Source organism: Actinobacillus porcinus (genome assembly GCF_901764995.1).
In the GTDB taxonomy this organism is placed as follows: domain Bacteria; phylum Pseudomonadota; class Gammaproteobacteria; order Enterobacterales; family Pasteurellaceae; genus Exercitatus; species Exercitatus porcinus.
Genome location: NZ_CABFKI010000007.1, coordinates 1 through 14570, shown reverse-complemented (window position 1 = coordinate 14570; position 14570 = coordinate 1). Strand labels below are relative to the sequence as shown.

Annotated in this window: 13 protein-coding genes; 7 read left to right on the top strand and 6 right to left on the bottom strand. The window is 41.5% G+C overall.

Annotation, left to right across the window (positions count from 1 at the left end):
- Positions 1–142: 142 nt before the first annotated feature.
- The 3 genes from E7T07_RS06285 to idnD are packed head-to-tail and all read right to left on the bottom strand — an operon-like array spanning position 143 to position 3322.
- A complete protein-coding gene (locus E7T07_RS06285) occupies positions 143–1492 on the bottom strand; it encodes a GntP family permease (protein WP_135710042.1) in 1350 nt (449 codons plus the stop codon).
- 12 nt (positions 1493–1504) lie between these two features.
- Positions 1505–2269, bottom strand: a complete 765-nt coding sequence (idnO, locus tag E7T07_RS06280; protein WP_135710041.1) for a gluconate 5-dehydrogenase — start codon at positions 2267–2269, stop codon at positions 1505–1507.
- Between the two features lie 9 nt (positions 2270–2278).
- Positions 2279–3322 carry an L-idonate 5-dehydrogenase gene (idnD, locus tag E7T07_RS06275; protein WP_135710040.1) on the bottom strand — a complete coding sequence of 348 codons (1044 nt, stop codon included), beginning with the start codon at positions 3320–3322 and terminating at the stop codon, positions 2279–2281.
- 217 nt (positions 3323–3539) lie between these two features.
- On the opposite strand from idnD, the gene E7T07_RS06270 reads away from it, so the two are divergent.
- Positions 3540–4058 (top strand): gluconokinase, encoded by a 519-nt coding sequence (locus E7T07_RS06270; RefSeq protein ID WP_135710039.1) that lies wholly within the window; start codon positions 3540–3542, stop codon positions 4056–4058.
- Between the two features lie 206 nt (positions 4059–4264).
- On the opposite strand, the gene gntR is transcribed toward E7T07_RS06270, so the two are convergent.
- Positions 4265–5263, bottom strand: a complete 999-nt coding sequence (gntR, locus tag E7T07_RS06265) for a gluconate operon transcriptional repressor GntR (protein WP_135710038.1) — start codon at positions 5261–5263, stop codon at positions 4265–4267.
- 134 nt (positions 5264–5397) lie between these two features.
- Between gntR and E7T07_RS06260 the strand changes: the two genes are divergently transcribed.
- The 5 genes from E7T07_RS06260 to E7T07_RS06240 all read left to right on the top strand — a co-directional run bounded on the left by E7T07_RS06260 (position 5398) and on the right by E7T07_RS06240 (position 10793).
- Entirely contained in the window at positions 5398–6810 is a 1413-nt protein-coding gene (locus E7T07_RS06260; RefSeq protein ID WP_135710037.1) for a replicative DNA helicase, read from the top strand.
- A gap of 36 nt (positions 6811–6846) precedes the next feature.
- Positions 6847–7923, top strand: a complete 1077-nt coding sequence (gene alr, locus E7T07_RS06255) for an alanine racemase (RefSeq protein WP_135710036.1) — start codon at positions 6847–6849, stop codon at positions 7921–7923.
- Between the two features lie 35 nt (positions 7924–7958).
- On the top strand, positions 7959–9608 hold the full coding sequence (gene pgi, locus E7T07_RS06250) for a glucose-6-phosphate isomerase (protein WP_135710035.1): 1650 nt from the start codon (positions 7959–7961) through the stop codon (positions 9606–9608).
- A complete protein-coding gene (locus E7T07_RS06245; protein WP_135710034.1) occupies positions 9599–9862 on the top strand; it encodes a hypothetical protein in 264 nt (87 codons plus the stop codon). Before pgi ends, E7T07_RS06245 begins: the two co-directional genes overlap by 10 nt.
- 82 nt (positions 9863–9944) lie before the next feature.
- On the top strand, positions 9945–10793 hold the full coding sequence (locus E7T07_RS06240) for a DMT family transporter (protein WP_135710155.1): 849 nt from the start codon (positions 9945–9947) through the stop codon (positions 10791–10793).
- A gap of 314 nt (positions 10794–11107) precedes the next feature.
- Here the strand turns inward: E7T07_RS06240 and E7T07_RS06235 are convergent, their stop codons facing one another.
- Complete coding sequence (locus E7T07_RS06235; protein WP_135710033.1) at positions 11108–12517, bottom strand: basic amino acid/polyamine antiporter; 1410 nt, start codon at positions 12515–12517, stop codon at positions 11108–11110.
- A 17-nt stretch (positions 12518–12534) separates the two neighbouring features.
- Positions 12535–13431: a homocysteine S-methyltransferase family protein gene (locus tag E7T07_RS06230; RefSeq protein WP_135710032.1), complete on the bottom strand. Its 897-nt coding sequence runs from the start codon at positions 13429–13431 to the stop codon at positions 12535–12537.
- Between the two features lie 155 nt (positions 13432–13586).
- Here E7T07_RS06230 and E7T07_RS06225 point away from each other — a divergent pair, with 155 nt between their 5' ends.
- On the top strand, positions 13587–14561 hold the full coding sequence (locus E7T07_RS06225) for an IS30-like element ISApl1 family transposase (protein WP_012478345.1): 975 nt from the start codon (positions 13587–13589) through the stop codon (positions 14559–14561).
- The last annotated feature ends 9 nt before the right edge of the window (positions 14562–14570 follow it).

Genomic DNA, 14570 nt, shown 5'->3' with positions numbered 1-14570 from the left:
ATCTTGATTTTCACTATTATGCCAAGTTTAACGCATAGCGTCAAAATAACAGAAATCCGGGAATTCAGATTTTGATAGGTAATAAAGAAAAAGCGCGGTTAAAAATCTTCGTATTTTTTAACCGCGCTTTGAGTATGAAAGGTTATAAGATAATCGAACCGATCACCGATAATCCAAATCCAACTAAGCCAATCAAGGTTTCTTGAACTGTCCAAGTTTTAAACATGGTTTTAGTATCAATTTCCAAGAAACGGCTGACTAGCCAGAAACCACTGTCGTTAACATGGGCAAGAACAGTCGCGCCGGAGGCGATTGAGATAACAATAAAGCACAAATCAAATTCGCTTAATCCTGTTGTTGCAGAAACCATTGGAGCAACAAGCGCTGATGTAGTGGTGATAGCAACAGTGGCAGACCCTTGTGCGACACGTAATGCACTAGAAATAATAAATGCGGCGACAATCACAGGCATGCCAGTGTCTGAAAGCATATTCGCTAACACATCTCCAATACCACTTGCACGCAATACGCCACCAAACATTCCCCCCGCTCCCGTTACAAGTACAATGGAGCAGATAGGACCTAATGCGTTATCACAGATTTTTTCTATTTGCTCAACGCTACGTTGTTCTTTTAATAGATAGATTGTCACAATAAGTGTAATGAGCAATGCTACCGGCGTTTTACCGATCAAACGTAAACTTTCTACCCATAATTGAGAACCATCAATGACTTTTGCTACCGATAAGGTATTGAGTACCGTATCTAACATAATTAAGCAAAGTGGTAGTAATAGGATAAATAATACGCGTCTAAAACTTGGTGGGTTAAGTACAGCAGTTTCATTAATCGGGGCGGCATTTAAAAATGATTTTGGTAAATCTAAATGAAATTTACGACCTAAGAATGTTCCGTAGAGATAAGCAGCAAAATACCAAGTTGGAATAGCAAGAATAAAACCGACAATGGTTAATAAACCGATATTAGCACCTAATAAATCTCCTGCGGCAACGGGACCGGGATGGGGTGGTAAGAATGCATGTGTTACCGCAAAGGCACCAGCCGCCGGGAATGCGTAACGGAATAGCGAACCACCGAATTGTTTTGCTACACTGAAAATAATCGGTAGCATCACCACTAAACCGGCATCAAAGAAAATAGGGAAGCCAAATAAGAATGATGCCACACCTAATGCAAATGGTGCTTTTTCTTCCCCAAATTTATTGATTAAGGTATCCGCGAGAACTTTTGCTCCACCGGTAATTTCGAGCAGACGACCAATCATCGCGCCAAAACCAACTAATAATGCAACGGAGGCCAGTGTGCCACCAAACCCCGTCATTAAGGTCGGTAGAATTTTATTGACAGGTACACCAGTCACAAGTGCGGTCAATAAACTTACTAAAGTTAATGCAACAAACGCATGCACTCTAAATTTCATAATTAATACAAGTAGTAGTGCAATGGAACCTATTAAAGTTACGATTAACATAGACAATCCCTCTTATACTGCCGCCAACATACCGCCATCAACAAACAATAAATGTCCGTTCACGAAGTCTGAGGCTTTTGATGATAAAAATACCGCTGCGCCAATAAGTTCTTTTGGATCGCCCCAACGATTAGCCGGCGTACGTTTGCATAGCCATTCGGTAAACTCTTTGTTTTCAACCAGCGGTTTGGTTAATTCTGTAGCAAAATAGCCTGGCGCAATGCCATTGACTTGAATGTTATAACGCGCTAATTCAACACACATACCACGCGTGAGCATTTTAACCGCGCCTTTTGTGGCGGCATAAGGCGTAATCGTATCGCGCCCCAATTCACTTTGCATCGAACCAATATTAATGATTTTGCCACGCTGACGTTTCACCATATAACGTGCTACCGTTTGAGAAACAATAAAGACCGCTTTTTGGTTTACGCTTACCAAATCATCAAAATCTTTTTCTGGGAATTCACAGAATGGATGGCGGCGTTGAATGCCTGCGTTATTGATTAATACATCAATAGCACCAATTTCGCGTTCAATATAATCAATCGCGTTATGAACGGCTTGTGTATCCGTGATATCAAAGGCGACAGCATGGGCTTTAAAACCTTGTGCATTTAATTCATCGGTAACCGCTTGGGATTTTTCTTGATTGGTGCTATTAATAATCACTTCCGCACCATGTTCAACCACACCCTGCGCCAATAAACGCCCAATTCCTCGCGTAGAGCCGGTAATTAAAATCCGTTTATTTTGTAAAGAAAATAAGTCACTCATCATTAATCCTTATTCAAAACTAAGTTGAACTTTTACAATTTCATTTTTATTTCCAGCCAGTTTTACTGCTTCTTCAAAGGCTTGGAATGGCACGACTTTTGACAGTAAAGGCAATGGGTTGACTTTTCCTGAACTTAACCATTCAACAGAAGTATTAAATTCTTCCACAAAACGGAATGTTCCTTTCCAACTCATCTCTTTGGCAATTAATGTCATCATATTAAATTCAGGCACAACACCGCCCATTCCCACTTGAACTAATGTTCCCCGCGCTTTGGTAATGGCTAAACAGCGTTCAATAGAAGAAGGATGACCTGAAGCTTCAAAAGACACATCGAAATAACCTTTATGTTCCGCATAAGATGAAAAATCATCGTTAGCCGCGTGTAAGGTTTTAGTGGCACCCATTGCGGTCGCTAAATCTAAACAACGTTGGCTCATATCTGCACACACAATTTCAGCAGCGTCTAATGCCTTAACTGCAGCAACCACTAAACATCCGATAGGTCCAACTCCTGATACAAAAACTTTTTTACCTGTTAAATCACCTGCTTGTTTAGCCGCGTGAATGGTCACAGCTAAAGGTTCGGCAAATGCCATCACATCATCAGGTGCGTCTTGCGGATAATCTACGCATTGCACATTATCAACGACTTTAAATTGTGTAAAACCGCCATCTACATGTGGGTTATACATCGCACTCCCGAAGAAACGCATGGTTTCGCATTGATTGGTATCGCCTGATAGACAATATTTACATTTCAAACAAGGTTTGCTTGGATTAATCGCCACTTTTTGCCCAACATAAAGATTTGGGTCATTGGTTTTGACCACTTTGCCTATCACTTCATGTCCTAAAATCATCGGGTGTTTTACTTCAAAATTCCCAATTTTGCCATGTTGGTAATAGCTTAAATCTGAACCACAAATCCCCCCACGGGTAATTTGAACAAGGGTCTGATTAGGACTATTTTCATCATATTCAATCCGCTGAGTGATTACATCTAAATCTAATTTACCTTTCACCACACAGGATAATGTTTCTATTTCCATAAAATTCTCCTTTTTGCTTACTGTTACGCGTAACATAGTTAACTTTAATGAAAAGGTAAAGTTTCAATCTTATAAATTGTGAGCTATATCACAAATTAAATGATTCAATGGATAAATAGGAAAATTCTTTGTGATCAAGATCACAGATTTAATTGTTACCAGTAACATTTAACCCCAAAGTAAGATATGGTAATGGGAAAAAACAAGGAGCAGTAATATGACAATTGGCAAAAGTTTTATCTTAATGGGTGTATCAAGTACAGGCAAAACAACGGTTGGAACAGAAGTAGCTCATCAGTTGGGGATAAAATTGATTGATGGCGATGATTTGCACCCTAGAGCGAATATTTTGAAAATGGGGGCGGGGCAGCCGTTGAATGATGAAGATCGTGCGCCTTGGTTGGAGCGAATTCGTGACGCGGCATTTAGCTTGGAGAAAAAAAGTGAAATCGGGATTATCGTGTGTTCTGCGTTGAAGAAAAAATATCGTGATTTAATCCGTGATGGCAATGAAAATGTGAAATTTATTTGGCTATATGGCAGTTATGATTTGATTTTAGAACGAATGCGCCAGCGTAAAGGGCATTATATGAAAGAAGAAATGCTCAAAAGCCAATTTGCAGCGTTGGAAGAACCTGATATTTCAGAAGAAACAGATGTTATTCCGATTAGTATTGATGGCAGTTTTGATGAGGTAGTGGCGCGTTGTGTGGAAGCCTTAAAGCCATTGATTTAAGAGGGAAGTGTGATGGGAAAGTGCGGTGAAATTTAATCGTACTTTGGAAAAATAACCTAGCACGAGCCGTGCTAGGTTCGTTAAGCCCAGCCCCGCCGGGGCTGAATGGAAGAGCCGCAGAGCGGCTCAGATTAAGCAACTCTATACGGCTCGTATAGGGTTGTCAGCGATTTTAAAGTGCGGTGAAATTAACCGCACTTTGCGCTTTATAACGTTTCCCCCAAATGAATATCATACCCCAAATCAATAATTCGGCTTTGTTGGGGGATTTGATTGATTCGATTTAATAGTTCTTGGGCGGCGACTTGTCCAATTTCTAAGCGTGGGGTGATGACGGTGGCAAGTTGTGGTGTGAGAGATTGCCCTACATCGTGACCATGAAATCCTGCGATTGCCATTTGCTCAGGCACTGAAATGCCTAAACGTTGACATTCAAATAAAGCACCAATGGCAAGGTCGTCATTGGTGCAAAAAATCCCATTGAGCTCCGGATAATCTTTTAACGCTTGCTGTAAAAATTCTGCGCCCATGGTGAAAGATGATGGTTCTTCAGAACTGATCACCTTGGGTTTTAACTTGTGTTTTTTCATGGCTTTTTCATAACCTTGCATTTTGAGTAAGGTGCGTTTGTCTTGTCGGGCAGAAAAATAGGCAATATTTTTGTAACCACGTAAAATCATAGTTTCCACCATTGCCTGTGCGGCGGAAATATTATCAAACCCGACCACTTGCTCAATGCCCGGTTCAGAGGTATCCATAATTTCAATAACAGGAATATTGGCCACTTCAAGCATTTTTAAGGTTCGTGCGGTATGCTGATTTTCCGATAAAATTAAACCGTCAATATTATAAGAAAGCAGGCTTTCAATACGTTGTTCTTCTTTTTCTAGGCTATAACCATAGTGAGCGAGCATGGTCTGATAGTTTGCTTTATCCGTCACAATTTCAATCCCCTTTAATACATCCGCAAAAACCGCATTCGTTAAGGAGGGGAGAAGCACTCCAATGGCACGGCTTTTGGCATTAGACAGCATTTCAGGGGCTTTATTGGGAATATAACCAAAATGTTCGATAGCTTGTGCAATGCGAACCTGTGTTTCCGGCGCAACGGTATCAGGATTACGCAAATAACGACTAATAGTCATTTTTGTAATACCAAGATAGTTAGCAATATCTTGTAAAGTAGGGCGTTTAGATTTTGACATAAAATGCTCGTTGATTATTTTTTATTGATTTTACTCAAAACTTCGTAAAATTTCACCGCACTTTTAACTTAATTCTTATTTTGATTTCAGGTATCATATACGGCAATTTTTGACAGGTATTTTAGGTTAATTCAATGGCTAAACAACCCACTTCCACATATTCTTCCGAGCGAGATCAGCAATTAGCACAAGCCAGTATTCCGCCTCATTCCATTGAAGCGGAGCAAGCGGTTTTGGGCGCGGTGATGATTAATAATAAGCATTGGGAAGATGTGGTGGAGCGCGTGATTGCTGCGGATTTTTACCTTGCGGCGCATCGTATTATTTTCCAAGAAATTGAGCATTTAGCCCGTCAAAATTCACCTATTGATTTGTTAACCTTAGATCAATCCTTGCAAAATCGCGGTGTGATTAATGATGTTGGGGGATTTGCTTACCTTGCGGAATTATCTAAAAATACGCCAAGTTCGGCGAATGTGAATGCTTATGCGGACATTGTGCGCGAAAAAGCGATTTTGCGTGAGTTAATTGGGGTTGGGAATAATATTGCCCAACGTGCTTATTCGCCAAAAGGAAAAGATATTAAAGAAATTTTGGATGAAGCCGAGCGCGAAGTGTTTAGTATTGCAGAAAAGCGTACATCACAGAATGAAGGCCCTGAAAATATTGCTTCTATTTTAGACCGCACTTTGGATCGGATTGAAATGTTGAAAATGAGCGGTCATAAAGGCTTAACGGGTGTGACAACCGGTTTTGTGGATTTAGACAAGAAAACCGCAGGGTTACAACCTTCCGATTTAATTATCGTGGCGGCGCGTCCTTCCATGGGGAAAACCACATTTGCTATGAATTTATGTGAAAATGCGGCAATGAATAGCGATAAACCGGTGTTGATTTTCAGCCTTGAGATGCCGGCGGAACAAATTATGATGCGTACCTTGGCATCCCTTTCGCGCGTTGACCAAACGGCCATTCGTACCGGGCAAATTAATGATGATGGCGATTGGGCGAAGATTTCAAGCACCATGGCAATGTTGGCGGAAAAACCGAATATGTATATTGACGATTCATCGGGATTAACGCCAACGGAATTGCGTTCGCGCGCGCGCCGTGTTTATCGTGAACATGAAGGCTTGAGTTTGATTATGGTGGATTATTTGCAGCTAATGCGCGCGCCGGGATTTGATAACCGAACCTTAGAAATTGCGGAAATTTCCCGTTCATTAAAAGCGTTGGCAAAAGAATTGGAAGTGCCTGTTGTGGCGTTGTCACAATTAAACCGTACCTTGGAAAACCGTACGGACAAACGACCGGTTAACTCGGATTTACGTGAATCAGGCTCTATTGAGCAAGATGCGGATTTGATTATGTTTATTTATCGTGATGAGGTGTATCATGAAACCACGGAAGAAAACCGCAACCGTGCAGAAATCATTATCGGTAAACAACGTAACGGCCCAATCGGGCGTGTGCCATTGATTTTCCAAGGGCAATATTCTCGTTTTGATAATGCACCGCAAGCGTGGCAGTTATCGGATGAGTATTAGATGTAAATATAAAATGAATTAAAAAAGAAGTACAACATGAAACCAGCAACCGCCAAAATTAGTTCCGTGGCGTTAAAACATAATATTCAACTAATTAAACAAAAAGCCCCCGAAAGTAAAATTATTGCCATTGTAAAAGCCAATGCTTATGGGCATGGTGTGGAATTTGTGGCTTCACAAATTGAACAAGATGTCGATTGTTTTGGGGTGGCGCGTTTGGAAGAAGCCTTAGCCTTACGTTCCAAAGGCGTGATTAAACCGATTCTCTTATTGGAAGGGTTCTTTTCTGAAACGGATTTGCCGATTATTGCGGTGAACAATATTCAAACCGTGGTGCATAATAAAGAGCAGCTTGACGCGTTAAAAGCGGCAAAATTACCTAATCCGATCAAAGTTTGGCTAAAAATTGACACGGGGATGCACCGTTTAGGGGTGGCATTAGAAGAAGTGGATGCCTATTGCCAAGCCTTTGAAAAATGCCCGAATATTGAACCGCACTTTGGCTTTGTCAGCCACTTTAGCCGTGCCGATGAGCTTGACAGTGATTATACCCAAATTCAGCTTGAACGCTTCTTAACCGCAACGAAAGGAAAAGCAGGCGAGCGAACCATCGCGGCGTCAGGCGGTATTTTATTTTGGCAAGCCTCCCATTTAGATTTAATTCGCCCGGGGATTATTATGTACGGCGTTTCACCAACGGATACCCCTGCGCAAGAATATGGCTTAGAGCCTGTGATGACATTAACTTCCTCACTGATTGCCGTGCGTGATCACAAAGCCGGAGAGCCGGTCGGTTATGGTGGTATTTGGACCAGTGAGAAAGAGACAAAAATTGGCGTAGTGGCTATTGGTTATGGCGATGGCTATCCGCGTAATATCCCACAAGGCACGCCAGTGTATATCAACGGCAGATTAGTCCCTATTGTAGGGCGTGTGTCTATGGATATGATCACCGTAGATCTTGGTGCGGATTGCACAGACAAAGTAGGCGATGAAGTGATTTTATGGGGTAAAGAATTACCTCTTGAAACCGTGGCAAAACATATGGGGCTGTTAAGTTATGAATTAATGACAAAATTGACACCACGTGTTCTAACCGAATATATTGACTAGATTTTTTAAAATTTGATTATTCATAGGAGAAAATAATGCAAAATATTAACCCAACCACCACCCAAGCTTGGCGAGCATTAGACGCGCACAAAGCGGCGTTTGGTAAAACAACCATTCAAGAATTATTTGCACAAGAACCTAACCGTTTTGCGGATTATTCTTTGACTTTCAACAATGAGATTTTGGTGGATTATTCTAAAAATAATATCAACCAAGAAACCTTGAAATTATTGCGTCAACTAGCGCAAGAATGTGCTTTAGACAGCGCAAAAGAAGCGATGTTTACAGGCGCAAAAATTAACCGTACTGAAAATCGCGCGGTATTGCACACGGCTTTACGTAATCGTTCAAATGCCCCTGTTTTAGTAGACGGCAAAGATGTGATGCCTGAAGTGAATGAAGTATTGGCAAAAATGAAATCTTTCTGCGAACGCGTTATTTCAGGCGAGTGGAAAGGTTATACAGGCAAAGCCATTACCGATGTGATTAACATTGGTATCGGCGGTTCAGACCTCGGCCCTTACATGGTCACGGAAGCTTTGCGCCCGTATAAAAACCATTTAACCATGCACTTTGTGTCTAACGTGGACGGTACGCATATCGCGGAAACCTTGAAAAAAGTGAACCCTGAAACCACCCTTGTTTTAGTGGCTTCAAAAACCTTTACTACACAAGAAACCATGACGAACGCAAACAGCGCGCGTGATTGGTTCTTGGCTTCAGCAAAAGATGAAAAACACGTAGCAAAACACTTTGCAGCACTTTCAACTAACGCGGCAGAAGTGGCTAAATTTGGTATTGATACCGACAATATGTTTGGTTTCTGGGACTGGGTAGGCGGTCGTTATTCTTTATGGTCAGCTATCGGTTTATCTATCGCACTTTCTATTGGCTTTGAGAATTTTGAACAATTATTAGCCGGTGCGCACGAAATGGATAAACATTTCCGCACAGCACCAATTGAGCAAAATATCCCAACAACCTTAGCCTTGGTGGGCTTATGGAACACCAGTTTCTTAGGCGCACAAACAGAAGCGATCTTACCTTACGATCAATATTTACACCGTTTTGCCGCTTATTTCCAACAAGGCAATATGGAATCTAACGGTAAATATGTTGGACGTGATGGCAAAGTCATTGACAGCTATCAAACCGGCCCGATTATTTGGGGCGAACCGGGCACCAACGGCCAACACGCGTTCTATCAATTAATTCACCAAGGGACAACCTTAATTCCTTGTGATTTTATTGCACCGGCACAAACACATAATCCATTAGCGGATCATCATGCAAAATTACTTTCAAACTTCTTTGCTCAAACAGAAGCCTTAGCTTTCGGTAAAACCAAAGAAGAAGTGGAAGCGGAATTTGTGAAAGCAGGTAAATCTTTAGACGATGTGAAAGACATTGTGCCATTTAAAGTGTTCCAAGGTAACAAACCAACGAACTCCATTTTGTTACAAAAAATCACACCGTTCAGCTTAGGTGCGTTAATTGCCATGTATGAACACAAAATTTTCGTACAAGGCGTTATCTTCAACATCTACAGCTTTGACCAATGGGGCGTAGAGTTAGGCAAACAACTCGCTAACCGCATTCTGCCTGAACTTGCCGGCAACGAACCGGTTTCAAGCCACGACAGCTCAACCAATGGATTAATCAACCAGTTCAAAGCTTGGCGTTAATTTTCGCCTTAATTAATGGTGATTATTTGGGGGCGAAAGATGTTTCGCCCCTACAGCCATTTACCCAAATCCCACGTTGTCATCACAACGGACACAAGTATAATTTGGGTGAAATATTAAAAATGGGGCAATATCACGATCCCGTAGGGACAGGCTTTATGCCTGTCCACAAACGTAAAAACGGTGTGGGATTGATGAACATTTGTAGGGGCGAAAAATTTTTCGCCCTAATTTATCGAGATGATTCGGGATAAAAGATGCTCCGTCCGTATGAATAATGACCTAAATCTCACGTAATCATTGCAATAGCTATATTCGGCATAAAACACATTCATGATGAATAAACACACCTTAGCCTTACTCAAAGTCCACGGAACAGCCGTGCTTTTTGGTGCTTCAGGCATTTTTGGGGCTTTAATTCAAAGTAGCGCAGACACACTGGTCTTAGGGCGCGTTTGGATCGCCTTTTTTATGATCTCTTTGTATTTCCTTTGGCAAAAACAATCCCTTACCCCATTAGCTAAAAAAGATATAGGACAACTTGCGCTTTCGGGCGTATTATTAGCCGCCCATTGGGTTACCTTTTTTGTGGCGGTAAAAGTCGGTGGGGTGGCTTTAGCCACCTTAGGATTTGCCGGTTTCCCCGCCTTTGTTGCGCTGTTTGAAGTGATCTTTTTTAAAGAAAAATTACATCTAAAAGAACTTATCTTATTGGTCGCCATTACCATTGGATTAATTTTAGTTACCCCTGAATTTACGCTAGGAAGCGAAGGGACACAAGGCTTGCTTTGGGGCGTTTTTTCTGCGCTGTCTTATGGTATTTTGGCGATTGTAAACCGCAAAAGCATGAGCAAATTATCCGGTACACAAGCAAGCTGGTGGCAATATCTTTTTGCAGGGTTAATTCTGTTGCCTTTTTCGGCGGAAAAATTATTGGTGGTTTCGGCGGTAGATTGGTTCTGGATTTTTTGTATCGGATTTTTATGTACAACGGTAGCCTATACCTTATTTGTCTCGAGTCTCGACACCATTAACGCCCGAACCGCATCAATGATTATCTCATTAGAACCTGTGTATGCCATCGCCATTGCATGGATCTGTTTTAATGAAGTTCCCACTTTAAGAATGTTGATTGGTGGTGCCATTATTTTACTTTCTGTCGCTTGGGCAAATCTGAAAAAATAAAAATTCTGACCGCACTTTGATTGAATTTAATGGGGGCGAAAGATATTTCGCCCCTACAGCCATTTATCCAAATCTCACGTTGTCATCACAACGGACACAAGTACAATTTGGGTGAAACATTAAAAAATGGGGCAATATTACGATCCCGAAGGGACAGGCTTTATGCCTGTCCACAACCGTAAAAACGGCGTGGGATTGATGAATATTTGTAGGGGCGAAACATCTTTCGCCCCTGTATTTTTCTATTTTACCAACAGAATTTACGATACCGCTAAAATCCGGCAATTTCAGCTTTGTGCTTTTGCTATATTTTATTACGCCCCTAACAACTCAGGTAAAACGCAAACCGCGTAGGCAAAAATTGCTAAGATAATGATAAGCAAGATTTTTTCTAAAGCGGTTAATTTGATTTTGCCGTGGAATTGGCGATTTGAATAAAGGAATAATGCAATTCCGGGCACGTAAAGTACCACAGATAAAAGCAAATATTGCAAACCCGCCGCATAAACGATCCATAAACCATAAATGGACGCCATAATACCTGTTAATTTTACAAACCATTTTGCTTGTGTTTGGAAAGCAAGTTTCGTTAAATAGGCACCAATTAGGAAGTAGGGGATCAGGATCATTGAAGTGGAAATCAGCAACAATGTGTTATAGCTTTGTTCAAACACCAACACCATCACCAAACATAATTGCACGATAAACCCAGTAAACCACAGAGAGTTTATCGGTGTTCCGTTGTCATTCAGCTTATCGAGAATTTTCGGGAAAGCGCCATTTTTTGAACCTAAATAAGGCACTTCCGCCGAATACATAGTCCAACTCACATAAGAGGCTAATACAGACACAATTAAACACGCCGTGATAATCACTTTGCCTGTTGGCCCCATCATCACATCGAGCAATGGTCCCATCGAAGGATTGGCTAAATTGGCAATGGTTTCACGGGGTAAAATGCCTAAAGACAGAATAGTAATGGCGACATATAAACCTAAGGCAATAATAATACCCAAAACAGTGGCTAAGCCCACATCACTTTTCTTTTTCGCGTGTGCCGATAAGATAGAAGCACCTTCCACGCCGGTAAACACCCAAAGGGTAATTAACATGGTATCTTTTACTTGCGCCGTGGTGCTGTTGCCAAGTGCGGTGGCTTTTAGGTCTGATTTGAAAATATCCACATCAAAGTACCACAAGCCCAGCAAAATAAATAAGACCAACGGCGCGACTTTCACAAAGGTTGCCACTAAATTCACCGATGCCGCTTCCTTGATCCCACCTGCAATTAAAGCGTGAACCAACCAAACGATAATCGATGCCCCAATGAAAGAGGCAATGGTATTTCCTTGCCCAAAAATCACCGCACTTTCGTTGTCGGTAAACACGCCTAAGCCTTCAAAAGCAACGGTTAAATAGCCCACAATACCGATGGTTGCGCAAAGCCAATAGCCCCAAGCAGACATAAAACCGAGCAAATCACCAAAGCCTTCGCGCGCGTAAGTATAAATACCGCCGTCTAAATCAGGGCGTAAGCGAGAAATAAAGAAAAAGGAAAGCCCAAGAAAGATAATTCCCACACCGGTAATGAGCCAGCCGATGGAAATTCCTTCCGCCCCCGCCACGGCCGCCATATTTTGTGGCAAGCTAAAAATACCCGAACCAATCATTGAACTCAACACTAACGCTGTGAGAGAGAGTAATCCGATTTTTTTGTTTGACATAAAAAATCCTTATACACCTATGCTAAATTTTCGCTTAATACTTTGATAAATTCACGACCAATGCCACAGCAACCGCCTACAATTGTTGCACCTTGCCCTGTCCATTTTTTGGCCCATTCAAGATAGGATTCAGGGGTTAAATCTTTACGCACTTCATCCAAGCCATCATTTGCCGTCGCATCTTCGGGTTGTGGTGCAAAAGCATTGGCGTAAGCCCCTGTTTGAATATGAGTGGCATTAAGCTGCTTTAATGTTTCACGTGTTACAATTAACGCCTGCTCAATGACTTCAGGTTGACAACAATTGAATAGAATAGCGGATACCCCAATTTCAACCATTTTTTCCACCGCACTTTTTACCGTTTCACCTGAACGAAGTTGCGGCTCCGGCGTTGGTTTTTCATCAATTAAAGTAAAGGAAACCCACAACGGACGTTCATCTTTTGGCAATAATTTTTGCACTGAAACAGGCTCAATAATGGCACTTTGGGTTTCACAAAGCCATAAATCCACATAAGGCGAAAGTCCGTCAATAATAGGCTGAGCAATATCAGCAAAACGATCTTGCTCAATTAAATCTGCGCGATAAGAGCCAAACATAGGTGGCAAAGAACCGGCAATTTTGGTGGTTAAAACCCCTGAATTTTTCACCGCACTTTTTGCCAAACGACCGGCTAAATCAGATAACATTTTGCCGTCTGCGTGAAAGCGTTGTTCGCCAATATGAAATGGTACAACGGCGTAGCTGTTTGTTGTGATGACTTGCGCACCGGCTTTGATAAATTCTTCATGTACTTGTTGTACTGCGGAAGGTTTTTCATATAAAGAAAGGGCAGACCATTCAGGTTGTTTGAAAGGCGCGTTTAAACGCATTAATTCACGGCTCATACCGCCATCTAAGATTGTGATTGACATAAAATTTCCTTAAATCCATCGTCTAACAGATTGTTTATAGTTTAAATATTGTTTACCAAATTTTTGTACGCTGAATTTACAATCCAAGTGCAACAAAAAAAGAAGTACTCATCAACTAGAATATAATTTTGTTTCCACACAAAAACCACTTCCAAATGATGAGTACTTCCTACCGACATCTTACAATAAACGAGCGAGAAAAGATAATGATTTTACTCGCACAGGGCAAAAAACAAGCAGAAATTGCCAAAGCACTGGGACGTAGCTCCAGCACCATTTCTCGCGAGCTGAAACGACACGCTCTAGAAAGCTACAGTGCAACGAACGCACAAAACAGCTATTTGAAGCATCGTCAAAATAGCAAAGCACAGCGCAAATTAGAGCAGCCTGAATATTTCAATTTGGTGCAAGAAAAGTTTCTGACAGAAAACTGGTCGCCCGAACAAATCAGCGCACGATTAAAATTGGAAAAATCTGAATTATCCATTAGTTATTCAACCATTTATCGTGGTATTTATTCAGGGTTGTTTGATATAGGCGAACGCAAAGCCAGTCGCAAACTGCGCCACAAAGGCAAAACACGGCATACAAAAAATCATCATGAAAAACGTGGCAAAATTCAGATATCCAACCATTTGAACGACCGTCCCATTTCGGCGCAAAATCGCAGTCGCTTTGGACATTGGGAAGCCGATACCGTACTGGGTAAAGCGGGTGGAGCTTGTTTGCTGACGCTGACGGAACGCAAAAGTCGTTTTGAGTTGGTGAAGAAAATTCCTGCCAAAAAAGCCGAAGCAGTCCAAAAAGCCATGATTGAATTGCTGGATTCACATATATTGCGGTCAATTACGCCAGACCGTGGTAAAGAATTTGCCCAACATCGTTTGGTAACAGAAGCACTGGGTGTAGAATTTTACTTCCCCGAGCCGCATCAACCGTGGACACGGGGAACGAATGAAAATACAAATGGGTTACTTCGTGAATACTTTCCGAAGCACCAAGACATCAATCAGTGGAGCGAAGTTGATATTCAACAGGTGATCAATAAACTGAATTTACGACCACGTAAATGTTTAGGTTGGAAAACACCTTATGAAGTTTACTTCAAAAAATCGTTGCACTTGGTTTGACAATTCAAG